This window comes from Nocardia harenae NBRC 108248 (genome assembly GCF_001612885.1).
GTDB lineage: Bacteria > Actinomycetota > Actinomycetes > Mycobacteriales > Mycobacteriaceae > Nocardia > Nocardia harenae.
The window spans coordinates 303,094-325,453 of record NZ_BDBH01000011.1; the positions used below are offsets into that span (position 1 = coordinate 303,094).

A 22,360-nucleotide genomic window follows, 5' to 3' on the forward strand; every position below is an offset into this window, starting at 1 on the left:
GGAATGCAGCGGCTGCGCGCCGCCCGCGGTTCACCCGCCGCTGGTCGAATGGGGTGGCATCGTCCGCGACCAAGGAAGAGGCCATGACCAGCACCGATACCCACGCGAGCGAGACCGTCGAGAAGCGCGTGACCGAGTTGACCACGATCTTCGAGCGGGGGCTGACCGAGAATCTCGGCGTCGGCGCGTCGCTCGGCATCCGGCTGGAGGCGGCGGGCGAGGGGTACACCCGCTACTACCTGGACCCCAACCCGGCCACCATCAACGCCATGTTCACGGTGCACGGCGGCGTGCTCGCCACCCTCATGGACACCGCCATGGGCAGCGCGGTCTTCACCAAGCTGGGCGACGGCGTCGCCTACACCACGCTCGAGCTCAAGCTGAACTTCATCCGGTCGGTCACGCTGGACGGCTCCCGGCTGACCTGCGAGGCGAGCGCCGTGCACGTCGGCCGCCGCACCGCGACCGCCGAGGGCCGGATCACCGATGCCGCGGGCAAGCTGATCGCGCACGGCAGCACCACCATCCTGGTGCTCGCGCCCTGAGACGGAACCGCCCCCGCCCGCGCGGGCGGGGGCGGTCCGGGGGTCAGGCCACGGTGCGGCACTCGTCGATGAAGCGCACCAGCTCGCCGAAGCGATCCGACTCGGCGTCCACCGCGCGGTCGATCACCTTGATCAGGTGCTCGTACGCCTCGGTGTGGTCGTAGGAGGCCACGTCGGCGATCTGCAGCGCCCAGCGCCAGTAGCCGCGCATCGTATCCGCCAGCGGCATGCGGAAAGTGGCGATGACGTCGCGCAGCGGGTCGACCACGCCGTCGCCGTGCACCCGCAGGTACCGGCCGACCACGTCGGCCATGAAGCTGAAGTGCCGCGCCTCGTCCCTGGCGAGCCTGCCGAGCACGGCGGCGAGCACCGGCTCGTCCACCACGTCACGCAGGTGCTGGTAGTACATCTGGGTCGCCTTCTCCTGCACCAGGGCGTAGGCGAAGAACTGCACCGGGTGGCCGTAGGGCAGGTCGAACGGCTTCTGGCCCTCGATCGCGAGTTCGTCGCGCAGGGCGCCGCGCTCGGCGATGCCCGCGGCCTCCTGGTAGCGGGCCAGCGCCCTGGCGTGCGTGTCCTCCTCCAGTGCCCAGCGCACGGTGAAGTGGTAGAGCTCGCGGTTGTGCGTGAAGGTGGCGCGGTCGACGGTGTCGTCCACCGGGAAATGCCGGTGGTAGACGTCGAAGTAGCCGGGCAGGTGGTCCTCGATCAGGGTGACGAAGCGGACCGCCGAGCGCTGCCCGTCGGTGAGCCGGTCCGCGTCGGCGCGGGCCCAGTCGAAGGCGGTCTCCACGTCCCAGGCGCGGGCGGCGGGCGACGCGGCGAGGAAGCCGTCCACCGCGGCCGCCACCTCGGTTACCGGGATGAGCGCCGTCATCGGGAGTTCCTGCAGGTCAGGGCGTAGTGCTTGGTGGTGTAGCCCCACCCGGCATTGGCGATCTCCAGGTAGTGCCGCAGCTGGGCGGCGAGGCCGGGGCGGTGCGCGTCGATGCGCCTGACGGCGGCGTCCACGTTCGCGATCCAGTCCTCGATGGTGCGGTGGTAGTGCGCGGTGAGGTCGTCGACGGCGGTGATCGAGAAGCCGGCGTTCTCGGCGGCGGTGACGAGCTCGGAGAGCGGGCGCAGGTCGCCCCAGCCGAAGATGTCCTCCCGCACGAACTCGGTGCCCGCCCTGGTGTCGAAGGCGGTGCGGGCGGCCCGGTTCCGGAAGCAGCTCTCCGAGACGTACAGCGCGCCGCCGCGTTTCAGCACGGTCTTGGCCCGGCCGAAGACAGCGTCCAGGTCCGGCATGTGCACGATCGAGCCGAGCAGGGTCACCGCGTCGAAGCTCTTGGCGGGCAGGTCGAGCTGCTCGAAGTGGCCGACCCGGGTGTGCACCCGGTCGGCGACGCCGCGCGCGGCGGCCTGCTCCGCGATGTACCCGTGCTGCCGCGGCGCCGGGCTGATCCCCGTTGCCTCGCAGCCGAACTCCTGCGCCATGAACAGGATCAGCGACCCCCACCCGCAGCCGACGTCGAGCAGCCGCTCCCCGCCGGTGAGCCCGAGCCGGCCCGCCACGAAGCGCAGCTTGGTGCGCTGCGCCTGCTCCAGGGTGTCGCCCTCCGACTCGTACAGCGCAGAGCTGTACTTGCGCAGCGGGTCGAGGAACTGCCCGAAGATATCCGGGTCGAGGTCGTAGTGCTGGTTGGTATCGGCGGTGACGGTCACGCTGTGTCCATCCGGCGTGCGCGAGGGCCCTCCGTGGTTGCGCTCCGCTACCGCCTGCGGGCCTGACTCGCTCACGCGGCTTCCTCACGCAGGGCGCGGTCCACCACGGTCACGACGTCGTTCAGGCTGGAGAGGCCGAAGACCTCCTCGTCCTCCATCTCGATGTCGAAGGCGCGCTCGATCCTGGCGACCATGCGCAGCACCCGCACCGAGTCGACGCCCTCCATGCCGCGCAGGTCGGCGTCGGGGCGCAGCTCGGCGCTCGGGATGCCGGTCTCGGCGGTGGCGATCTCGGTGACGGTACGCAGGATGTCGGCGGTGCTGGTCATGGCTGGACTCCGTTCGCGAGTGCGGTGGCGAGCAGGGCGACCTCGTCGTCGCCGAGGGTGAGCTGGTGCCGCACGGCGGCCAGCTCGAAGGGCTGGTAGCTGGCGGTCGAGGTGGCGCAGACGGCGCCGTCGGCGTCCCGCACCTCGGCCGAGGCCCGGATCGGGCCGGGCGCGGGCTCGGCGAGCGTGGCGACGCAGTGGTAGTCGCGGTCGATCAGCAGCGGGGTGAGGAAGCGGGTGCGCTGGCTGACGGTGAAGGCCGGATGCTGCCTGGCGAGCACGATGAGGTTGCCCATGAGCTCGTCCGCGATCACCCCGATCATGCCGCCGTGCACCACGCCGGGGTACGACTCGAAGGCGCGGCCGAGCGTGAAGTCGGTGCGCAGCCCCGCCGGGTCCGGGGTGAAGCGCAGCCGCAGCCCGCCCGCGTTGTGCGGGGAGCAGCCGAAGCAGTGGTAGTCCGGGATCACCGACCACGGCACCCGCACGGTTCCGGTCATGGTCAGGCGATCACGTCGGCGAGCGCGCGGCGCACCCGCGCGTTGCTGGAGAGATCCAGCCCGGTGATACCGCCGAAGGTGCGGCGGATCTTGTCGTGCAGCACGTCCAGCTCGCCCTCGGCCGCCACCTGCTCCAGGAACAGGTCGAAGCCGGTGTCGATGGTCTCGTGGTCGCCGAGCTCGCTGATCCCGGCCTTGAAGGTGCTCACCGGGTGCTTGATCTTCGCCTCCGAGCTGTAGACGTAGAGCGTCTCCAGCACCGACGGCAGCTCCTCCGGCTTCTTCTTCAGCCGCTCGGTGGTGTAGTGGATGAACTCGCGGGCGTGCCCGGCCTCGTCCCGGCCCGCGCTGAGCAGCAGCCCCTTCAGCACCGGCTCCCGCACCCAGGCGGCGACCGCGCGGTAGATGTGGTTCACCGTGAGCTCGGAGATGATGTTGGTGGCCAGCGTCGCCGACGGCGTGGTCCCCGGCGCGTACGGCTCGCGCATGGAGTCCACCGCCGCGGTGTCCACCGCCTCGCCCACCGCGTCCAGCCAGGCCCGGAAGGCGTAGTGGTGCTGCACCTCCTGGTAGCCCCAGACCACGGCGAAGGTGGAGAAGTCGTAGTCGTCGACGAACTCGTTCATGAAGCCGTGCACGGCCGCGATGACATTGGACTCGCCCATGGTCGCGCTCTTGGCCAGGGTCACGTACTCGGGCCGGACCAGGTCGAGCTCGACGGCGCCGAGCTCCAGGTCGGCGAGGCGCCAGTGCAGGCGCTCGTAGTGGCGGAAGACGTCGTAGCTGTGCACGGGTACTCCGATTCCCTTGGTGGTTACTGTCCGACGAGGCGGCGGGCGGCCTGGCGCTGCAGCTTGCCGCTGCTGGTCCGGGGGATGCTGCGCGGCGCGACCAGGTGCACCTCGACCGCGGTGAGCCCGAGCTCCTCGCCGGTGGCGGCCCTGACCCGCTCGGCGAGCTCGTCGGCGGCGGCGCCGGTCAGCTCGGTCTCGGCGATCAGCGTGATGACGTCGGCATCCGGCTCGGCCGCCGCCGTGCACCGGCCCCGGTACAGCCCGGGCAGGCCGCGCACCGCGGCCTCGACGTCCTGGGCGTAGTAGTTGACGCCGCGCACGGTGATCATGTCCTTGCAGCGGCCGGTGACGAAGAGCTCGCCGGCGCGCAGGTAGCCGAGGTCGCCGGTGCGCAGCCAGCCATCGGCGAAGAGCCCGGCCACGCTCGCCGGGTCGGCGGTGAGGTAGCCGCCGGTGACCGACGGGCCCTGGATCAGGATCTCGCCGACCCCGCCGTCCGGCAGGTCGGTGCCGTCCAGGTCGACCACGCGCAGCCGCATCCCCGCGACCGGGGCGCCGACCCCGGCCACCGCCCGCGCGCTCGGCAGCTCCGGCGCCACCGGGAGCGCCACCGCGTCGTCCGCGAGCCAGGTGCGGTCCACCCACTCGAAGAGCGGGGCGCGGCCGAGCGGCGGGAAGGCGACGGCCAGCGTCGCCTCCGCCATGCCGTACACCCCGAACATGGTGGTGTCGGCGAAACCCGCGGGCGCGAAGCGCTTCCGGAAGGCGTCGACCACCTCGTAGGAGATCGGCTCGGAGCCATTGCAGGCGATCCGCCAGCGGCTCAGGTCGTAGCGGGTCACCTCGGCGGGCGGGATCGCGGCGAGCAGCGCCTCGTAGCCGAAGTTCGGCATGGCGGTGATGGTGGTGCCCGACTCGGCGAACTCGGCCAGCCAGCGCGCCGGGTCCTTGACGAACGCCAGCGGCGACCACACGTGCGCCTGGATGCCGCGCAGGATCGCCGAGAGCGTGCCGAACAGCCCCATGTCGTGGAAGAGCGGCAGCCAGAAGCCGCCGCGGTCGTCCAGGTCGAGCGCGATGCCGGTGCGAATGGCGGCCAGCCCGCTCAGCACATTCCGGTGCGTGAGCCGCACGCCCTTCGGGGTCGCGGTGCTGCCCGAGGTGAATTGCACGACGGCGAGATCATCGGGGCCGATGGCGGGCAGCAGCGTATCCGCGCTGAAGTCGTCGGCCATCAGTTCGTCGATATCCAGGAAATGCACGGCGGAATCACCGGCGAGCGCGGGCACGAGCGCGGCGAAGCGGTGCGACACCAGGACGGTGCGCATTCCGGCGGCCGCGGTGACGGCGGCGAGTTTCCGCGGGAAGGCGGCGGTCTGTTTCGCGCCCGCAGGCAGCGGCAGCGGGGTCGCGGCGCCGCCCGCGGCCGCGGCACCGAAGAGCGCGACCAGGAATTCCGGCGCGTTCGGGCAGAGGATGCCGATCGGCTCGCCGCGGCCGACGCCGCGCCGGACCAGCCCGGCGGCCAGCACCCCCGCGCGGCGGTGCAGCTCGGCGTAGGGAACGGTCTCCGACACCGACCAGAATGTCGCGGTCACCGCCGGAAAGGCTGCCGCGATTCCGGCCAGCCGATCGGGGAGAGTTTCGGCGCTATCCGCGGAATGCATGCAGGCAACGACACCAGCGCATTGTGACGGCACCGCGAATTCACCGTGAACGACGGTCTTCGATAAAGAAGGACGATCGCCCGATCACGCTGTGCGATAACGCAGTTCGGCTATGGCGCGATAGAAGCGGGCGATTGCCACCGCAGCCCGCATTCGCACCCCGCGACGATGAACCCCGACAGCATTCTCCGCGTCCAGGAGCAGCCGGTGAATTCCCTGCAGGCCATGCACAATCCGTTTCCGGCCCTTCCGAATTCTCCCGGGAGTCATCGGTGAGTTCGGAACGATCCGCCGTGCAAGAATTGTCGCCGGTGCAGCTGGCGGTCATCGACAGCATCGCCCCGCACCTGCGGCACAACCCGTACGACAGCTACGCGGTGCTCCGCGCCGCAGGCCCCTTCGTGCCGGGTCCGCACGAGACGCACCTGGTGACCAGGCACCGCGAGGCGCAGGCGATCCTGCAGGACCCGCGGTGGAGCCATGCCGAGGAGCCGCAGCTGCTGCACGGCGAGAGCGATGTGGAGCTGCCCGGCTCGTTCCTCTGGATGGAGCCGCCGGAGCACACCCGGCTGCGCGGGCTGGTGAGCAAGGCGTTCACCGCCCGCACCGTGTACGCGCTGCGCGAGCGGGCCGAGCGGCTGGTGCGCGAGCTCATCACCGCCGCGCTGCAGCGCGGCGAGGTCGACCTGCTCGACGCGCTCGCCTACCCGCTGCCGCTCACCCTGGTCTGCGAGCTGCTCGGGGTGCCCGCCGAGGCGCACGAGCACGTGCGCCGGATCTCCGCCGATATCGCCCGCGGCCTCGACCCGGACGTGCTGCTCTCCCCCGCCGAGCTGGCCGCCCGCAGCGCCGCGGTGCACGCCTTCGGCGAGTTCTTCGGCGACCTCACCGATCAGCGCAGGCGCGCCCCGGCCGACGACCTGATCACCGCGCTGGTGCGGGCCGACGACGCGGGCGCCCGGCTCACCCGCACCGAGCTGCTCGGCACCCTGCTCATCCTGGTGGTCGCCGGGCACGAGACCACGGTCAACCTGATCGGCAACGGCGTGCTCGCCCTGATCCGCAACCCGGAGCAGTTCGAGCGGCTGCGCGCCGCCCCCGGCCTCGCCGAGGCGGCGGTGGACGAGGTGCTGCGGTACGACGCCCCGGTCCACCTCACCACCCGCACCGCGCGCGCCGAGATCACCGTCGGCGCGCGCACCTTCGCCCCCGGCGACGCGGTGATCGTGCTGCTCGGCTCCGCCAACCGGGACCCCGATGCCTTCCCCGGCGCGGACGCCTTCGACATCGCCCGCTACACCGGGGGCACGAAGGTCGAGCGGCACCTGTCCTTCGGGCTCGGGCTGCACTACTGCCTCGGCGCGCCGCTGGCCCGGCTGGAGATGGAGCTGGTGTTGCGCGCGCTCGCCGCGCGGGTGCGCACGGTGACGCTGCTCGAGGAACCCCCGTACAAGCCGAATGTGGTCGTGCGCGGAATGTCGCGGCTGCTCGTGAATCTGGAGGGCATGTGACCGCCGCGGACGAGATCACCTTCGACGCCTTCGACCCGGGCGCGCGCACCGACCCGTACCCGGCCTACCGCCGGGCGCGGGACGCCGCCGCGCTGCTGCCCTACGCCTTCGGCGACGTCCCGGTCACGCTGGTCACCCGGTACGAGGAGTGCGCCGCCATCCTCACCGGGGGCGACTGGGGGCACGGCTACTCCGCGGGCATCAGCCCGTTCCGGGACACCACCGCCGCCATTCCCGGCTCCTTCGTCCGGATGGACCCGCCCGAGCACAGCCGCTACCACAAGCTGGTGGCGAAGGGCTTCACCCCGCGGGTGATGGCCGAGATGGCGCCGGTGGCGGGGCGGGTCGTCGGCGAGCTGGTGGACGCCGCGCTGCGCCGCGGCGAGCTCGACATCCTGAACGACCTGGCGGTACCGCTCGCGGTCGCCATGGTCCCGGTCCGGCTGCTCGGCGCCGACCCGGCCGACGGCGCGCTCTTCCGGGGCTGGCAGCTGGCCATCGCCCGGGGCACCGACCCGGACTCCATGCTCGGCGAAGCGGAGGTCGCGGCGCGCGGCGCGGCGGCGCTGGAGTGCATGGGGTACTTCGCGCGGATCGTCGAGCAGCGCGCGGGCGACCCCGGTGCCGACCTGCTCGGCACGCTCATCGCCGCGGTCGGCGACGGCGCGCTCGCCGGGCCGGAGGTGATCGGCATCGCGCTGCTCACCCTGGTCGCCGGGATGGAGACCTCGATCAACCTGATCGGCAACGGCATGCTCGCGCTGCTCCGCAACCCCGATCAGCTGCGGCTGCTGCGGGAGAACCGGGAGCTGATGGGGCCTGCCCTGGACGAGATGCTGCGCTACGACGCGCCCACGCAGTTCACCATCCGGGTCGCGTTGCGCGACACCGTGGTGGGCGGGCACGAGTTCCGGCGCGGGGACGGGGTCGTGGTGCTCACCGCCTCGGCGAGCCGGGACGACCGGGTGTACCCGGCGGCCGACAGCTTCGACATCACCCGCTACGCGGGCAACCGCCCGGCGCGCAGGCACCTCGGCTTCAGTCTGGGCATCCACTACTGCGTCGGCGCGCCGCTGGCCCGGATCGAGGCGGAGGCGGCGCTCGGCGCCCTGCTCGACCGGGCGCCGACGCTGGAGCTCGCCACCGACGCCGTGGCGTACCGGCCCAGCCTGATCCATCGCGGGATCGTCGCGCTGCCGGTGACGCTGTGAGGGCGGTCGTGCTCGGGGCCGGGATCGCCGGGCTGCTCGCGGCCAGGGTTCTCCGTGATCACTGCACGGAAGTCGTTGTCGTCGAGCGTGATTCGCTGGACGACGGCTGGCGGCGCGGGGTACCCCAGGCGCGGCACCTGCACGGGCTGCTCGACCGCGGCCGCACCGTGCTGGAGGAGCTCTTCCCCGGCTTCACCGCCGAGGCGGCGGCGCGCGGGGCGACCACCGCCGAGGCGCTGGTCGGCACCCGCTGGTACCTGGGCGGGGCCCGCATGGCGCCGACCCCGACCGGGCTGACGTCGGTCATGGCGACGCGGCCGCTGCTGGAAGCGATTGTCCGCGAACGGGTTCTGGCGCTGCCCGGAGTCTCGATACAGACCGGTTCCGTGCGCGGACTCATCGGTGACATGCACGCGGTGCGCGGAGTCCGGGTGACCGCCGACGGTTCGGCACGCGCCTGCGGCATCGGCGCACCCGCCGCCGCGACCGGCGACAGCGCGGCACCCGGCAATGCGAAATCGGTCCCGGTCAGCGCGGCCACGGCCACCGCCGGCACGGCCCCGGTCACCGGCGGCACCGACCTCAGCGCCGACCTGGTGATCGACGCCACCGGCCGCGGCTCCCGCGCGCCCCAGTACCTCGCCGACCTCGGCGCCCCCGCCCCCGCCGAGGAGCGGCTCGAGGTCGACCTCGGCTACGCCTCCGCCCTGTTCCCGCGCACCGACGGCCAGCTGGACAACCAGTCATCGGTGATCATCTCGACCGGCCCGGACGGCCGCGGCGGCGGCGCCATCCGGGTGCAGGGCGACCGCTGGCACATCACCCTGGCAGGCATGCTCGGCGACCACCCGCCCACCGACCTCCCCGGCTTCACCGCCTTCGCCGCCACCATCGCGGCCCCCGACATCCACGCCCTGATCACCGCCGCCGCACCGCTCGGCGCGATCACCCCGCACCGCTTCCGCTCCCCGCTGCGCCGCCGCTACGAGCGGCTGCGCACCGTCCCGGCCGGCTTCCTGGTCATCGGCGACGCCCTGTGCAGCTTCAACCCGCTGTACGCCCAGGGCATGGCGGTCGCCGCGCAGCAGGCGCTGGTACTCCGCGACGCCCTCGCCGCCGGCGCGGGCCCCGACCTGCCCGCCCGCTTCTACGCCGGGGCGAGCGCCGTGGTCGACGTCGCCTGGCGCCTCTCGGCCGGCTCCGACCTGGCCAACCCCGGGGTGCGCGGGCAGCGCACGGCCCGCACCCGCCTCACCAATGCCTATGTGGCGCGGGCGCACCGCGCCGCGCACGCCGACCCGGTGGTGGCCCGCGCCTTCCTGCGCGTCGGCAACCTCGTCGACCCGCCCGCGGCGCTGCTGCGGCCCGCCCTCGCCCGCCGGATCCTGCTGCCCCGCAGCGCGAACGGCACGAGCGAGCCGACCGGGTGACCGGCCGCAGCGTCGCGGCCGGGCACCACAACCGAACGACACCGGAGGGACCAATGGACTCGACAACGGTGGTCGCGGCGCAGGATTCCGCGATCGAGAACGCCATCGTCCACCTGTTCGGCCCGGAGGGGCGCCCCGACCCCTACGCCGCCGCGCGCGTGCTGCGCGAGGCGGGGCCGATGCACCAGACCCCGCTCGGCCACTACGTGCTCACCCGCTACGTGGACTGCGCCGCGGTGCTCTCCACCACCGCGTGGAGCCACGCGGAGGAGGCCGGGATGATGCACCCGACGGTCAAGCCGGAGGACGCCCCCGAGGAGCTGCCCACCTCGTTCCTGTGGATGGAGCCGCCGGACCACACCCGGCTGCGCAACCTGGTGACCAAGGGCTTCACCCCGCGCATGGTGACCAGGCTGCGCCCGCGCATCTCCGAGCTCACCGAGCAACTGGTCGACGACTGCCTCGCGGCGGGCGAGTTCGACCTGATCGAGAAGATCGCCTACCCGCTGCCGCTGATCATCGCCTGCGAGCTGATCGGCGTGCCGCACGAGGCCTACGACCAGGTGCACCGCTGGTCGCAGGATCTGGCGCGCGGCTTCGACCACGACTACACGCTGCCCCCGGAGGCGCTGACGGCGCGCTCGGCCGGGTCGCGCGGTTTCATGGGGTACTTCCGGGAGCTGCTGAACGAGCGCCGGGCGAACCCGAAGGACGACCTGCTCAGCGCGCTCTCCCAGGTGGAGGACCGCGGCGACGTGCTCACCGAGCAGGAGCTGCTCGCCACCTGCATCACCACCTTCGTGGCCGGGCACGAGACCACCGCCAACCTCATCGGCACCGGCATGCTCCAGCTCATGCGGAACCAGGACCAGATCGCCGCGCTCCGCGCCCGCCCGGAACTCACCCGGACCGCGCCGGACGAACTGCTGCGCATGGAGCCGTCGGTGCAGATGACCACCCGCGCGGCCACCCGGCCGATCACCGTGGCGGGCCGGGAGTTCGAGCAGGGCGAGGGCGTCGTCATCCTGATCAACTCGGCGAACCGGGACCACGCCGTCTTCCCGGACGGCGACCGGCTCGACGTCGCCCGCTACTCCGACCCGAAACGCCCCGCCAAGAAGCACCTCGGCTTCAGCCTCGGCATCCACTACTGCCTGGGCGCGCCGCTGGCGCTGCTGGAGATGGAGGTGCTGCTCGACGTGCTGCTGCGCAAGGTCAAGGAGATCGAATTGCGCGACGACGCGCCGGTCTACAAGCCCAACGTCGTCATCCGCGGGCTGGAATCGCTCCCCGCCCGCTTCACCCCCGCCTGATCGTCGCGAACCGGGCGGCGGCGCCGGCCGCGTGGAACCGGGTCGCGATGCGATCCGGTTCCACCGCGGTGAATCCCCCGCGGTCGGCCGCCGCGCGCCGGCGAGTCCCATGTCCCGGCGCTACGGAGCGGCCGCCAGCACGTCGCGCAGCGCGGCGGCGAAGGCCTCCGGCTCACCCTGCTGCCCGTACTCCCCGCCGAGGAACCCGGTGTGCCCGCCCGGCACCACCACATGCTCGAAACCGCCCGCTGCGGCGAAGGTCTCGGCGCCACGCGCGGCCAGCGAGGCGCCGGACTCCGCGCCCGAGGCGAGCACGATCCGGGTCTGCGCCGCGCGCAGCGCGTCCAGGTCGTGGTCGTACCGCATGCAGGTGCGCATGTTCAGCCCGAGCAACGGGTTGGTCCGGGAGCCGTCGTCGGTGTCCGGCAGCCCGAAGGCGGCCGGGTCCGGGCCGGGCGCGTCCGCGTACCCGGCCGGCAGCGGCCCCTGCTGCGAGACCAGCGCGATGAACTTCGCCATCGCCGCCCCCTCGCCCTTGGCCTGGTAGGTGTCGTAGATGTCGGCGCAGACGGCGAGCACCGTCTCCCGGTCCGGCAGGAACTGCGCGACCGGCGGTTCGTGCGCGACCAGGGTGCGCACCGACTCGGGCCGGTGCCTGCCGATCCAGGCCAGCGCGTTCACCGCACCGCCGCTGGTGGCGAAGACGTCGATCGGGCCGAGCGCCGCCGCCTCCAGCACCGCCCGCAGGTCATCGGCGTGCTCGGCCGGGTCGGCCTCGCCGCCGGGCTCGGCGAGCGGGCTGCGGCCGGTGCCGCGCGGATCGTAGGTGAGCACGGTCCGATCGGTGAAGTACCCGGCGAGGGTGCCGAAGGCGGCCGCCTCCATGGGCGAGCCGAGCACGAAAAGGGCGGGTGCGGAACCGGTTACGTGGTGCACGTCGTAGGTGATGGTGGCGCCGGAGGTGGCGACGGTGGCAGTGTCGGGCACGGTGACTCCTCGGGGTCGGGGGCTGCGCTGGATTCGACGGTGCTGCGGTCCCGGATTCATCGGTCCGCGGTCAGCGTGGCGAAGGACACGGTGAACGGGGTCTTCTGCTCGGTCTCGCCGTGCAGGATGGCGGTCTGGTGCATGCCGTCCGAGGCGGTGGTCCAGGACCGCATGGTAATGCTGGTGCCCCCGGGCCGCGGGCAGGTCTGCACCGGCGGGTCGAGCTTGGCGGTATTGCCGCGGGCCAGCAGCGTCCACGCGCAGCCGTCCTCGGTGCGGGCGCTGATCCGGCCGCCGTAGTCGGCGGAGAAGGTGACCGTGCCCTGCTCCGGGCTCGGCACCACCCCCGAATCCGCCCGCGCCAGGCGGATATTGCGCTGGGTGGCGGGGTCGGGCGGGTCGTACCGCCAGGTGCCGAGAAACGCGGCGGCCGCGCCCGGGTCGTCCTCGGCGGCGCGGGCGCGCGCGCCGGTGGGCAGCGCGAAATCCAGGTCCCGGTCCGGGCGGTGGCTCTTCGCCCTGATCCGCTCGCCGCCGAGATCGAGGGTTGACCCGCCCCGCCCGACCACGAGCCCGAATACGGCGCTCACCACCGGGTTCAGCAGTGCGAAGCAGGCCGGGGTGAGCAGATCGCGCCCGCGCACCGGCCGGAAGGGCGCCGACCGGTACGGCCATGCCGCTTCGCGATTCACTCGGCCGACTCCCAGCCGTTTCACGCACGAACCCCTGTGCCGCCTCACAGCACTCGGCCGGGCGCCTTTGTGAATCCGGGACATTCCTGCGCGGTACCGTCCGGTGCCACCGCCTTCCGGGGTTGCATGTGCGGATCACGGCCGAAGGGACAGCGACGATGCGGGGTCGAGTGGCAAGCGCGGTGTGCGCGCTGCTGGCGGCGGTTTCGGCCGCGAGCGCGGCGCCCGCGGCGGCGGAGCCGGGGCGCACCGAGGCCGGGTATCCGTCCAGTTCGCCGGTGACGTCGGTGATCTCGACGGTGGTCACCCGCGACATCCCGCTGCCGCCCACCGCGCTCCCGCACCCGCCCGCCTGCGACCAGCTCTCCTACCTGCGCTGGCGCTCGGCCTCCGGGCCGAGCGAGTCCGCCGCCGCGGACCGCATTCTGGTCGCCCAGCCCGGGATCTTCGAGGGCGCGGGCGCTTTCGACAGCGTCGCCCGCAATACCGTCGCGCTGGCCGCGCGCTTCGGCATCCACCTGGAGTTCTGGGCCCTCGACCGGCGCTCCAACTGCCTGGAGGACCACACCGGCACCAGGGCCGCGCTCGCCGCAGGCGACCTGGACACCGCCACGAACTACTACTTCCGCGGCGCCGAGGTGGAGGGCCGCCGCTTCGCCGGCTACGCCGACGGCGCCGCCACCGACTGGCTGCGCGACCAGGGCCTGGCGCAAACCCTGCGCGACCAGTACGACCTGCTCCGCCTCGAGCTCCCCGACCAGCGGCTGCGGCAGCGGAAACTGCTGTGCGGCGGGCACTCCCTCGGCGGCTTCGTCACCGGCTACTTCGCCGGCTGGGATTTCGACGGCAACCCGGCGACCACCGACGACGCGGGCTACCACCAGTGCGGCGGCTGGTTCGCGCTGGACACCGTGATCCGGGTCGGGCTCGGGCTGCGCGGCATCGACCTCCCCGCGATCCCGCCCGCCCTCGCCGGCGGCGTGGAGAACCTCTCCCTGCAGCTGGACACCGCGCTGCCCGTGCTCCGGCTCCCCGCCGTGATCAACCCGGAGACCACCAACCTGCTCGCGCTCGCCGGGCTGGCCGCCCGCCTCGCCCCCGACGGCGTGAACGACCTGGTCAGCCGCCTCCCCGACAACCCGAATATCACCCTCACCCTGCGCACCCTGCTCTCGCAGAACGCCGCCGCCTTCCTCACCGGCTCCCCCGACGCCCGCACCCTCACCGCGGGCAACGAGGCGGTGCTCGGCGCGCTGCTCGACGACAACTCGCAGCCGCTCGGCTTCCTCCAGGCCAGCACCGGCTTCGTCACCGGCGGCCCGATCGGCCCCAAGGACTTCCCGCTGCCGGACACCGTCGCCCGCGGCCCGCTCGGCTTCGGCGGCTTCGGCGACGCCCCCAAGGTCTCGCCGACCCGCCACGCCCCCGACACCGTCTACCGCTGGCTGGACTGGGACGAGGTCACCCCCGGCACCTCCCCCTATACCAACCCCGGCAGCGAGGTCACCTCCATCGCCCAGCTGGCCCGCACCCTCTGCGAACCGCCGCTCGACTTCACCGAGTGGTACTTCCCCTCCCGCATCGCCTTCGACCTGCAGCAGACCACCGCCCCCTCGATCACCGCGCACCACCTGCACCCCGAGGGCGTGAACGCGCTGCCCATGCTCACCCTGCAGGGCAGCGGCGGCATCCCGCTGCCGGACTCGGGCAGCCCGCTGGACACCAGGATCGAGCTGGCCGGTTACAACCACCTCGACCTGGTCACCGCCGATCCGGATTCGCGCCGGGATGGCTCTCCCGAGCCGGTCTCCGCCCGGCTCGTCGAATTCGCAACCCGCTGAGTTCGTAATTCGGCCGCGTACCCCGCTACCGGCCCGCGCCGCCTGCCAGCAGGTGGTCCGCCATGGTCAGCAATGCTGAGCCGTACTCGGCCGTCTCGGCGCGCGCTCGCAGCTCGGCCGCGAGCTGTGCGCGGCGCCGAGGGGTCAAACCGCGCTCTTTGGCTTTGGTTTTCGCGAGTCTGCGAGCCTCAGCCGCGATGATCGAATTCCGCGCTGCTACCAAGCGTCCGGCGTTGAGCCGCAGGACGGTGTCGATCACATCATCCGCACCGCCGGGAAGTCCGCCACCCGGCACCACGCGGCCCGCGCGATCAACTTTCGCAACCTGCTCTTGGGCCCAGCGTTTCGGATTCCGGAACGTGGCACAGATATCGGTGTCTTTCTTCGACGTGTCGCAGGTCTGACTCTTCGCCCCTGCGCCTCGTTTCCATCGCAACAGAGCAGTAGGTTGGACCACGTCGTCGACGCAGCGGCATTGTCGGCGGCTCCGCTGCACAGCGCGCAGTCCGCGGTCCAGGCCCGTGCCGACTGCGGGTGGAAATGCTCGATCTTCGTCCGATGAAGGGAGTTGACCGGGTCCTGGAGAATCCGCTCGCAGTAGGCGCACCGGCGTCCCTGTTCCAGCCACAACGCGCGCCGGATCGCCGGATCCGACGACAGGTCACCGAATGCGGCTCCGCTCGATCGGCCGAAGTGGAAGCTGGATGGCTGAGGTGCAGCCGCGATGCGACGCATCATTCATCCATATCGAAGAAGGCGATCTTGGCGTCCGCATCCGCCAATTGCGGGACATTGGCGATACCGCCAAGCTCCTCGTCGAGCTTCAGGCGCAGCCGCACCGCCTCCGCCGATCGCCCGGCCCCCTGATCGACGAGGTCGAGGTACCGGTCCAGCTCTTTGTTGATGTCGAGCCGCGGTGCCGGAGACGTGTCCATGACCTCGGCGAGCACAATGTCGCTGCGCAAACCGGCGGCGAACGGAACTTCCCGCGCGTCCGTCTCGCCGAGCACCCTGATCCTGTGCCCCTCGACGGTGGACAATACCTGCGGGCTGTGCGTTGTGACGATGAACTGCACGCGCGGAAAGGTCGCTGTCAATGCCGGAAGGATCTGCTGCTGCCACGTCGGGTGCAGATGCAGATCGATTTCGTCGATGAGCACGATGCCCGGCACCGACTCCAGCAAGTCCTCCGCACCGCGCGCCGGATTCGCCCGCGCCATTCGGCTCACCAGGTCGATCACGAGCCCAGCGGCGATCTTTATGCCGCTCGACAGTGAGGACAGGGGAAGTTCGCCGTGGGCCGAGTGCCGCAGGGTCAGCCCCCGCACAATCGGATTCCACACGGGGTCGCGCCAGCCCGTGACTCCGAGCATCCTATTGCACGCGAGCGATATCGCGGTCAGCTGATTGCGGGCGGCGCGTGCCTCATCGCCGCGGGAATCCGCAACGAAATCCGCCAGCGTCAGTGCCTCGATGAATCCCGAGAGCCGCGTGAGGTCCGACTTGCCGTCGAGCGCAGCATCGTAGGCTCCGATGCGCGAGCGGGCGATCGCGCCGGTGGCCTTTCGCACTCCGATCAATCGCTCGACGCCGTACAGCGCCAATACCGGCAGTAGCGCTCTCTCCTGCTTCAGCAGCTGGGCAACCGTATCCCTGACGACCAACTTGTCACCCCACGAGGTACGGCCCTTCGCACTTCTCCGCTCCCGGTGCCACTCGAACTGCCAGCCGGCGAGTGTCGCGTCGACCCCGGCTCGAACCGGGTAGACCGTCTCCATCCTCGCGACGGCATCCTGAAAATCGAGATCGCGGGGAACTTCGCGAGCATCGTCCGTCGCGAAGCCGCGGCTGCCCGCCTCGAATGCCTGGAGGACGGTCGAGAGCATGACGGCAAGTGCGTCCAACACCGCCGTCTTACCGGTCCCGTTCGGACCGATCAGCACGGTCAGCCGCGGATCGAACGTCATGTCGAGACGCTCGAAACAGCGGAAATTCTCGACTTCGAGCCTGCTGATGTGCCAGTCGCCGGGTTCGGGCATGCCGCTCAGGCTACTCACCGCAAGACCGATTTCCGCCGTCACGAGCCGCGCCGCACGGCCGGACTATCGCTCCGGCGCCCGCTGAACCCCGCTCAGCGCCGGAAGCGGCTGCGCACGGCGGCCCGCGTCCTGGCCCAGCGCGACTCGACAGCGGGCGGCGCAGCCGCCTCCACCGCCGCCGCCTGCGCGAACCGGCTGTGCAACTGTTCCCTGACCTGGTCCGGGGTGTAGGCGCGGCGGCGCCGCTCGCCGCGCACCACGACCGCGCCGGTGGCCACAACGCCCGCTGCGCCCGCCAAACCCAACACCTTCCACCACCTCATACCGCCTAGGCTACGGGTATGGCGGGTGTGGACATCGATCTCGATCGGGCTGTCGAGATCACCAGGACAGGTGACATCTGGCTGTTCCGTGGTCATTCCACGGCCGATCGGATGATCCGGACGCTGACCAACGCTCCGGTCAACCACGTCGGGATGGCGGTGGTGATCGACGATCTCCCCGCGCTGATCTGGCATGCCGAGCTGGGCCGCTCGCTCCCGGACATGTGGTCGGGCAGCGCGCACCGCGGCGCCCAGCTGCACAATCTGCGCGACGCGGTGCTGGTCTGGGCGAATCGCTACGGGCAGCAGGCGTGGCTGCGGCAGCTGGAGCCGCCCGCCGACCGGGAGCGCGAGGACGGCGCGCTGCGCGCCATCGCCCGGCTGAACGGCACCCCGTTCCCCTCCACCGCGACGCTCACCGCGCGCTGGTTCCGCGGCCGGGTCCGGCTGCCGCGCCGGTCCTCCCGGCCGCCGAAGGCCAGCGAGGTGGAGAACGCGTACTGCGCGGAGATCGTGGCGGCGACTTACCAGGCCATGGGGCTGCTCAGCGCGAAGCGCAGCCCGGACTGGTACGACCCGGGCAAGTTCTGGAGCGGTGACCGGTTGAAGCTGCTCGGCGGGCACGCGCTCAGCGGTGAGATCGCGGTGCGGACGCCGCCGGGTCAGCACCGAGGCGGGGCCTAGGTTCGGTCTCCCCATCGGCCTTCGACAAGGTCGAGCACCCGCGAGCGGTGGCAGCCCGGTTCGACAGCCCTGATCATCGAACGACTGAAGGAATCAGGAGAACAACCTAGTGCGGGTCGAGGCGCCCGTTGCCCGGTTCGCCGCGGAGAATCGCCACGGCCAGGTCGGCCGGGCTCGCGGCGGCGGTGTCGACAACGGCATCGTAGGTGTGCTCGTGTGCGTGGACGAGCGGCCGGTGACCGCGACTGAGGCCGGGCACTTGGCCGCGCGCGGCTTCGCGCTGCTCGGCGACCTCCGGCGGGCAGGTGACGGCGACGAACTGCACAGTGAATCCAGCGAGCGCGGTCAACCACACGCGCAGGAGATCAGGAGTGAGCAGCATCTCGTCGATCACGAGATCGAGCCCGGAGCGCGGTATCGCGGCGGCGGCAGCACACCCGGCGTGCAGTATGCGCAGGCCGGTCGGCCCAACCCGAATGACGGTGCGCAGATGCCCGTCGGGGTCCTGCCCGCGCTCGTATCGGAACCCCTCCTGCGCGAGCGGTCCGTCGAGCCCGCCACCCCATTTCTGCGGGACCAGAGCGAACAGGGTGTCGATACCCCAGTAGACGAACGGGGTATCGGCCTCGTCCTGGACAGCACGAGCGAGGGTCGTCTTGCCGGCACTGGAGGTTCCATTGAGCAGGATCACGCGCGGTCCCGGCATTCCCGGATGATAGCGCCACGACACGAACCGCAGACGCAGGCAATTGATCACGCCCGACCTCGACCGACCGCCATTCTCGCTACAGCAGAGGATGGCGCACTTCCCCCGGCCCAGCGGGACCCATGCACCGACCGAGGGACAGAACCTAGAAGAAGGTGCCGCTGAACGGCGGTGCGGGCGTGCGGAAGAGCGCGTCGGCGGCGGCCGCGGTGCCGGGTCGGTGCTCGGCGGCGCGTCCGGCGAGGACCAGGTGCCGCCACGGGGTGCCGCCGAGGTAGGCGGCGGCCAGCGCCGCGACGTCGGCGGTGAGCTCGGGTTCCGCGTCGGTGCGGGTGGTCTCGCCTGCGCTCACCCGGTAGGTGCCGGAGTTCTCGGGCAGGATCGGGTCGGTGACGCCGAGCAGCACCGGCTCGCCATCGCCGTAGGCGCGGCTCGACAAAGCCGCGGGCACGTCCACCAGGCGCAGCCAGGTCTCGTCCCCGATGCCGGTGACGGTGACCGCGCGCTCGTCGGTGACCAGCTCCGCGAGCGGGAAATCGACGGCCACCATGGGGAATTCGACGCGGTGCGCGATATCGAGCGCGAAGAGGTGGCGGAGCAACCCGAGCAGCGCGGCCGGTGAGCCCGCCACCAGATCGCCGACGCGCACCGCGCGGCCGGTGCTGCGCGGCCAGTCGGTGGTGTCGAGCGCGCGGTACCGGACGAAGCCGTCCTCGGCGCCGGGCTCCCCGTGCAGCACGACGTGCGAATCCCCGCTGTCGAAGAGCTCGCGGGTGCGCCACCAGTACGGCGAACGGTCGATCTCGCCGGGCCGCGAGAGATCGAGCCGCGCGTAAATTTTTGCGAGCGTATCGAAGGAGGTGGCGCGTTCGGCGTAGCGCACCGGCCCGGACGGCGGCAGGGTCGGGCGCAGCCGGGCCGCGGCGGTCTCGACCCGCACCGCGGCCGAGCGGCTGGCGACGCCGTAGCCGAACCGCTCGTAGATGCCGCCCTGGGTGGCGCGCAGCCCGGCCACCACCTCGCCGCGCTCGGCGATATCGGCGAGCTGCCGCCGCAGCAGCGCGCTCACGATGCCGCGCCTGGCGTACGTCGGCAGCACCCCGACCCGGGTGACCCCGGCGTGCGGCACCCGCGCGCCGCCGGGCACCACCAGCCCGCCGCTGTAGGCGGTGGCGGTGCCGGCCGGGACGCCGTCCACCCTGGCCAGCAGGGTGCGGCCGGGCTCGTTCACCTCGGTCGCCGGGACCCGCTGCGGCGGGATGCCGACCATGGCGACCCGGAACACCTCGGCCGCCGCCTCCACCTCGGCCGCGCTCGACGCCACCTCGATCTCGATCGTCACCGCATCGACTCTACGACCGCCGCCCGGGTTCGCCGCCGATCCGTCGGAGCGCGGGCCGGAACGCAGCAGCGGAGCGGTTGGACATCCACTTCGGCGAATGCGCCAATAGAATGGCATCTGTTTCGTATTTGCGGCTCGGCCGCCGGACAGGATGAGGTCAGACATGATGCGCAAGCTGGGGGCCGTCGTCGCCGCGGTTGCCATGGTCGCCGGGTGCGGCACCGACGATGCCGAGCCCGCGACGGGGGATGCCGTCTCCGGCACCGTCACCGTCTTCGCCGCCGCCTCGCTCACCGAGACCTTCACCGAGCTCGGCGAGCAGTTCGAGGCCGCGTACCCGGGGGCGAAGGTGGTCTTCAACTTCGGCGCCAGCTCCGCGCTCGCGCAGCAGATCGGCCAGGGCGCCCCCGCCGATGTCTTCGCCGCCGCGGCGCCGCGGAACATGCAGCAGGTGCAGGACGGCGGAGACGTGACAGTCGCGCCGGTGACCTTCGTCCGCAATCGCCTCGAGATCGCGGTCCCGGCGGGCAACCCAGGCAGGATCACCGGGCTGGCCGACTTCGGCAGGGCCGAGCTCACGATCGCGCTCTGCGCGGAGCAGGTGCCCTGCGGGGCCGCCGCGGCCACCGTCTTCCGGACCGCGAGCATCACCCCGCAGCCGGATACCCGCGAGGCCGACGTCAAGGCGGCGCTCACCAAGGTGACGCTGGGCGAGGTCGACGCCGCGCTGGTCTACCGCACCGATGTGCGGGCGGCGGGCGACAAAGTGCAGGGAATCGACTTCCCGGAGGCCGCGAGCGCCGTCAACGATTACCCCATCGCGCCGCTCTCCGAGGCCCCGAACGCCGCCGCCGCCACGGCGTTCGTCCAGTTCGTCACCTCCGAGCAGGCCGATCCGGTCTTCGCCGCGGCCGGGTTCGACCAACCCTGAAGGGAACGCCATGAACCCGGCCCCGGGTGCGTCGTCTCCGCCTGGGCACGACGGGGGCCGGTGAATCCCGCCGGCCCGCCCGGGCTGGGAAAAGCTCGCTACCGTGGGCAAAACCGCAGGCCGCCCCGCGTCGAAGTCGCGACCGAGGAAACCCGCCTCGACGCGGCGAATGCGAGCGAACCCGCGGTCCGGGAAATCGGACATACGCTCCGGCCGGAACCCCTCTAAGGTGGGTCCCATGATCACCCTTCGCAAAGAGGACGGCGCAGCCGATCTGGCAGGAATCACCGATCTCCGGGTCGCGGTGTCGTGGGATCCGAGCGCGGGCGCCAGCGGCGGCCTGCTCGGGATCGCGCGCCGCAAGAAGGGTGTCGATCTCGACCTCATCGCGATCCTCATGCAGGGCCCCGAGCCGGTCCGCTTCGCGGGGCTGGACTCGCTCGACCCGCTCGGCAACGGCTCCATCGTGCACACCGGCGACGAGCAGACCGGCGCCGCCGCCGGCGACGACGAGACGGTGAACGTCGCGCTCGGCCAGGTGCCCCCGGCCATCGACGCCATCATCTTCGTCGCCGCCGCCTTCAAGAAGGGCAGCTCGTTCGAGAAGGCCAACAATGTCGCCTTCAAGATCTACGACGCCACCGGCGGCAGCAGCCAGCAGGTCGCCGAGATCTGGCCCTCGCTGCTCGGCGCCGACAATGCCAATGCCATCGCCCGCGCCTTCCGGAACGGCCCGATCTGGCAGCTCGAGGTGCTCGATCGCAAGGGCAAGATCAAGCAGGGTGACCGGCAGGCGCTGCTCCGCTTCGCCATGCAGGGCTGAGCATCCGGCGGCGCTGGGATCGCGGCGTGACCGACGCGATCCTGCTCACCGGCACCGCGGCCGGTCCCGGTATCGCCACCGGCCCGGTGCGGGTGATCCGCGACCTCGACGACTTCGCCCGCTTCCGCCCCGGCGACGTCCTGGTCTGCCGCGCCACCTCGCCCGCCTGGACCCCTTTGCTGGCCCGCGCCGCGGCGGTGGTCACCGAGACCGGCGGCATCCTGGCGCACGCCGCGATCGTGGCGCGCGAGTTCGGCATCCCGGCCGTCACCGCCGCGCGGGAGGCCACCGTGCGGCTCGCCGACGGGCATCGGGTAGTAGTGGACGGCGGAACCGGAACCGTCAGCAACGCTCAGGACGCCCCTTGACCCACGAGACCCCACCCGACCTGCTGGTCCTGCACGCAGTGCGGACCACCGGCTACGCGAGCACGGTGCGCATCGCCGACCTGCTCGGCTTGCCGGCGCCGGTGGTCGAGGAGCACCTGGAGGATGGCCGCGCCCGCGGCTGGGTCACCGAGGCCGCCTTCGCGGGCGACCGCGGCTGGACCCTCACCGAGGCGGGCAAGGCGCACGGCGAACAGCGGCTCGCCGCCGAGCTGGACGCCGTCGGCGCGCGCGCCGATTTCCAGCGGATCTACCGGGACTTCCTGCCCGCCAACGAGATCGTCGGCGCCACCTGCACCGCCTGGCAGCTCACCGAGCTCGGCATCGGCGAGGCGCCCGCCGACGCCGGCGCCATCGTCGCCGCCCTGCACGAACCGGCCCGGCTGCTCGGCGAGCTGGAGCAGCGCCTCACCGCCCACCTCCCCCGCTTCTCCGGCTACCACCGCCGCTTCGGCACCGCGCTCGCCGCCGCGGCCACCAATCCGGCCTGGATCACCGGCACCGACCGCGACTCCGCGCACCGGGTCTGGTTCGAGCTGCACGAGGATCTCATCGCCACCCTCGGCATCGAGCGCTGACCCGCCGGCGAGCAACCCCCT

The 22,360-nt window shown here is 72.0% G+C and carries 24 protein-coding genes; 11 read left to right on the forward strand and 13 right to left on the reverse strand.

Annotated elements, in window-relative coordinates; all coding sequences use genetic code 11:
- The first annotated feature begins 83 nt into the window (after positions 1-83).
- Positions 84-545 (forward strand): PaaI family thioesterase, encoded by a 462-nt coding sequence (locus NH2_RS22680; RefSeq protein ID WP_067657962.1) that lies wholly within the window; start codon positions 84-86, stop codon positions 543-545.
- Between the two features lie 43 nt (positions 546-588).
- On the opposite strand, the gene NH2_RS22685 is transcribed toward NH2_RS22680, so the two are convergent.
- The 6 genes from NH2_RS22685 to NH2_RS22710 are packed head-to-tail and all read right to left on the reverse strand — an operon-like array spanning position 589 to position 5,542.
- Complete coding sequence (locus NH2_RS22685) at positions 589-1,422, reverse strand: acyl-ACP desaturase (protein ID WP_067657964.1); 834 nt, start codon at positions 1,420-1,422, stop codon at positions 589-591.
- Positions 1,419-2,327, reverse strand: a complete 909-nt coding sequence (locus NH2_RS22690; RefSeq protein WP_245650715.1) for an SAM-dependent methyltransferase — start codon at positions 2,325-2,327, stop codon at positions 1,419-1,421. Before NH2_RS22690 ends, NH2_RS22685 begins: the two co-directional genes overlap by 4 nt.
- Complete coding sequence (locus tag NH2_RS22695) at positions 2,324-2,581, reverse strand: acyl carrier protein (protein ID WP_067657966.1); 258 nt, start codon at positions 2,579-2,581, stop codon at positions 2,324-2,326. The genes NH2_RS22690 and NH2_RS22695 overlap by 4 nt, the downstream gene beginning before the upstream one ends.
- Positions 2,578-3,081 carry a PaaI family thioesterase gene (locus NH2_RS22700; RefSeq protein ID WP_067657968.1) on the reverse strand — a complete coding sequence of 168 codons (504 nt, stop codon included), beginning with the start codon at positions 3,079-3,081 and terminating at the stop codon, positions 2,578-2,580. Before NH2_RS22700 ends, NH2_RS22695 begins: the two co-directional genes overlap by 4 nt.
- 2 nt (positions 3,082-3,083) lie before the next feature.
- On the reverse strand, positions 3,084-3,872 hold the full coding sequence (locus NH2_RS22705) for a ferritin-like domain-containing protein (RefSeq protein WP_067657969.1): 789 nt from the start codon (positions 3,870-3,872) through the stop codon (positions 3,084-3,086).
- Positions 3,873-3,895: 23 nt separating this feature from the next.
- The gene (locus NH2_RS22710; protein WP_067657972.1) at positions 3,896-5,542 is read right to left on the reverse strand and encodes an AMP-binding protein; all 1,647 of its coding nucleotides are present in this window, start codon (positions 5,540-5,542) and stop codon (positions 3,896-3,898) included.
- Between the two features lie 293 nt (positions 5,543-5,835).
- Between NH2_RS22710 and NH2_RS22715 the strand changes: the two genes are divergently transcribed.
- The 4 genes from NH2_RS22715 to NH2_RS22730 are packed head-to-tail and all read left to right on the forward strand — an operon-like array spanning position 5,836 to position 11,007.
- A complete protein-coding gene (locus NH2_RS22715) occupies positions 5,836-7,053 on the forward strand; it encodes a cytochrome P450 (protein WP_245650717.1) in 1,218 nt (405 codons plus the stop codon).
- Positions 7,050-8,264, forward strand: a complete 1,215-nt coding sequence (locus NH2_RS22720) for a cytochrome P450 (protein ID WP_067657976.1) — start codon at positions 7,050-7,052, stop codon at positions 8,262-8,264. Before NH2_RS22715 ends, NH2_RS22720 begins: the two co-directional genes overlap by 4 nt.
- Positions 8,261-9,694, forward strand: a complete 1,434-nt coding sequence (locus NH2_RS22725) for an FAD-dependent oxidoreductase (RefSeq protein ID WP_067657977.1) — start codon at positions 8,261-8,263, stop codon at positions 9,692-9,694. Before NH2_RS22720 ends, NH2_RS22725 begins: the two co-directional genes overlap by 4 nt.
- Positions 9,695-9,747: 53 nt before the next feature.
- On the forward strand, positions 9,748-11,007 hold the full coding sequence (locus tag NH2_RS22730) for a cytochrome P450 (RefSeq protein WP_067657978.1): 1,260 nt from the start codon (positions 9,748-9,750) through the stop codon (positions 11,005-11,007).
- A gap of 120 nt (positions 11,008-11,127) precedes the next feature.
- Here the strand turns inward: NH2_RS22730 and NH2_RS22735 are convergent, their stop codons facing one another.
- The gene (locus NH2_RS22735) at positions 11,128-11,994 is read right to left on the reverse strand and encodes an alpha/beta fold hydrolase (RefSeq protein ID WP_067657979.1); all 867 of its coding nucleotides are present in this window, start codon (positions 11,992-11,994) and stop codon (positions 11,128-11,130) included.
- A gap of 56 nt (positions 11,995-12,050) precedes the next feature.
- Positions 12,051-12,686: a hypothetical protein gene (locus NH2_RS22740; protein WP_157103918.1), complete on the reverse strand. Its 636-nt coding sequence runs from the start codon at positions 12,684-12,686 to the stop codon at positions 12,051-12,053.
- A gap of 170 nt (positions 12,687-12,856) precedes the next feature.
- Between NH2_RS22740 and NH2_RS30235 the strand changes: the two genes are divergently transcribed.
- On the forward strand, positions 12,857-14,527 hold the full coding sequence (locus NH2_RS30235) for a hypothetical protein (RefSeq protein ID WP_281202053.1): 1,671 nt from the start codon (positions 12,857-12,859) through the stop codon (positions 14,525-14,527).
- A 25-nt stretch (positions 14,528-14,552) separates the two neighbouring features.
- On the opposite strand, the gene NH2_RS29290 is transcribed toward NH2_RS30235, so the two are convergent.
- The 3 genes from NH2_RS29290 to NH2_RS22755 all read right to left on the reverse strand — a co-directional run bounded on the left by NH2_RS29290 (position 14,553) and on the right by NH2_RS22755 (position 16,889).
- Positions 14,553-14,786, reverse strand: coding sequence for a hypothetical protein (locus tag NH2_RS29290; protein ID WP_169811521.1), 234 nt, complete (start codon positions 14,784-14,786; stop codon positions 14,553-14,555).
- Between the two features lie 475 nt (positions 14,787-15,261).
- Positions 15,262-16,566 carry an AAA family ATPase gene (locus tag NH2_RS22750; RefSeq protein WP_157103920.1) on the reverse strand — a complete coding sequence of 435 codons (1,305 nt, stop codon included), beginning with the start codon at positions 16,564-16,566 and terminating at the stop codon, positions 15,262-15,264.
- Positions 16,567-16,658: 92 nt separating this feature from the next.
- Complete coding sequence (locus tag NH2_RS22755; RefSeq protein ID WP_067657989.1) at positions 16,659-16,889, reverse strand: hypothetical protein; 231 nt, start codon at positions 16,887-16,889, stop codon at positions 16,659-16,661.
- Positions 16,890-16,907: 18 nt separating this feature from the next.
- On the opposite strand from NH2_RS22755, the gene NH2_RS22760 reads away from it, so the two are divergent.
- On the forward strand, positions 16,908-17,573 hold the full coding sequence (locus tag NH2_RS22760; RefSeq protein ID WP_067657991.1) for a hypothetical protein: 666 nt from the start codon (positions 16,908-16,910) through the stop codon (positions 17,571-17,573).
- A gap of 106 nt (positions 17,574-17,679) precedes the next feature.
- Here the strand turns inward: NH2_RS22760 and NH2_RS22765 are convergent, their stop codons facing one another.
- Both NH2_RS22765 and NH2_RS22770 read right to left on the reverse strand, forming a co-directional pair.
- Complete coding sequence (locus tag NH2_RS22765; protein ID WP_245650718.1) at positions 17,680-18,330, reverse strand: chloramphenicol phosphotransferase CPT family protein; 651 nt, start codon at positions 18,328-18,330, stop codon at positions 17,680-17,682.
- 94 nt (positions 18,331-18,424) lie between these two features.
- On the reverse strand, positions 18,425-19,621 hold the full coding sequence (locus tag NH2_RS22770) for a GNAT family N-acetyltransferase (RefSeq protein ID WP_067657998.1): 1,197 nt from the start codon (positions 19,619-19,621) through the stop codon (positions 18,425-18,427).
- 163 nt (positions 19,622-19,784) lie between these two features.
- Here NH2_RS22770 and modA point away from each other — a divergent pair, with 163 nt between their 5' ends.
- The 4 genes from modA (at position 19,785) to NH2_RS22790 (ending at position 22,339) form a co-directional block, all read left to right on the forward strand.
- Entirely contained in the window at positions 19,785-20,552 is a 768-nt protein-coding gene (gene modA / locus NH2_RS22775; protein WP_084505782.1) for a molybdate ABC transporter substrate-binding protein, read from the forward strand.
- Positions 20,553-20,790: 238 nt separating this feature from the next.
- A complete protein-coding gene (locus NH2_RS22780) occupies positions 20,791-21,375 on the forward strand; it encodes a TerD family protein (protein WP_067658000.1) in 585 nt (194 codons plus the stop codon).
- 26 nt (positions 21,376-21,401) lie between these two features.
- Positions 21,402-21,743, forward strand: coding sequence for a PEP-utilizing enzyme (locus tag NH2_RS22785; protein ID WP_067658002.1), 342 nt, complete (start codon positions 21,402-21,404; stop codon positions 21,741-21,743).
- Positions 21,740-22,339, forward strand: a complete 600-nt coding sequence (locus NH2_RS22790; RefSeq protein WP_067658004.1) for a helix-turn-helix domain-containing protein — start codon at positions 21,740-21,742, stop codon at positions 22,337-22,339. Before NH2_RS22785 ends, NH2_RS22790 begins: the two co-directional genes overlap by 4 nt.
- The last annotated feature ends 21 nt before the right edge of the window (positions 22,340-22,360 follow it).

What these genes read in the sequence shown, in the direction of transcription:
- NH2_RS22680 (WP_067657962.1), top strand. Translation starts at nt 84, where the DNA reads ATGACCAGCACCGATACCCACGCGAGCGAGACCGTCGAGAAGCGCGTG.
- NH2_RS22685 (WP_067657964.1), bottom strand. Translation starts at nt 1,422, where the DNA reads ATGACGGCGCTCATCCCGGTAACCGAGGTGGCGGCCGCGGTGGACGGC.
- NH2_RS22695 (WP_067657966.1), bottom strand. Translation starts at nt 2,581, where the DNA reads ATGACCAGCACCGCCGACATCCTGCGTACCGTCACCGAGATCGCCACC.
- NH2_RS22700 (WP_067657968.1), bottom strand. Translation starts at nt 3,081, where the DNA reads ATGACCGGAACCGTGCGGGTGCCGTGGTCGGTGATCCCGGACTACCAC.
- NH2_RS22710 (WP_067657972.1), bottom strand. Translation starts at nt 5,542, where the DNA reads ATGCATTCCGCGGATAGCGCCGAAACTCTCCCCGATCGGCTGGCCGGA.
- NH2_RS22730 (WP_067657978.1), top strand. Translation starts at nt 9,748, where the DNA reads ATGGACTCGACAACGGTGGTCGCGGCGCAGGATTCCGCGATCGAGAAC.
- NH2_RS22750 (WP_157103920.1), bottom strand. Translation starts at nt 16,566, where the DNA reads ATGCCCGAACCCGGCGACTGGCACATCAGCAGGCTCGAAGTCGAGAAT.
- NH2_RS22755 (WP_067657989.1), bottom strand. Translation starts at nt 16,889, where the DNA reads ATGAGGTGGTGGAAGGTGTTGGGTTTGGCGGGCGCAGCGGGCGTTGTG.
- NH2_RS22760 (WP_067657991.1), top strand. Translation starts at nt 16,908, where the DNA reads ATGGCGGGTGTGGACATCGATCTCGATCGGGCTGTCGAGATCACCAGG.
- modA (WP_084505782.1), top strand. Translation starts at nt 19,785, where the DNA reads ATGATGCGCAAGCTGGGGGCCGTCGTCGCCGCGGTTGCCATGGTCGCC.
- NH2_RS22780 (WP_067658000.1), top strand. Translation starts at nt 20,791, where the DNA reads ATGATCACCCTTCGCAAAGAGGACGGCGCAGCCGATCTGGCAGGAATC.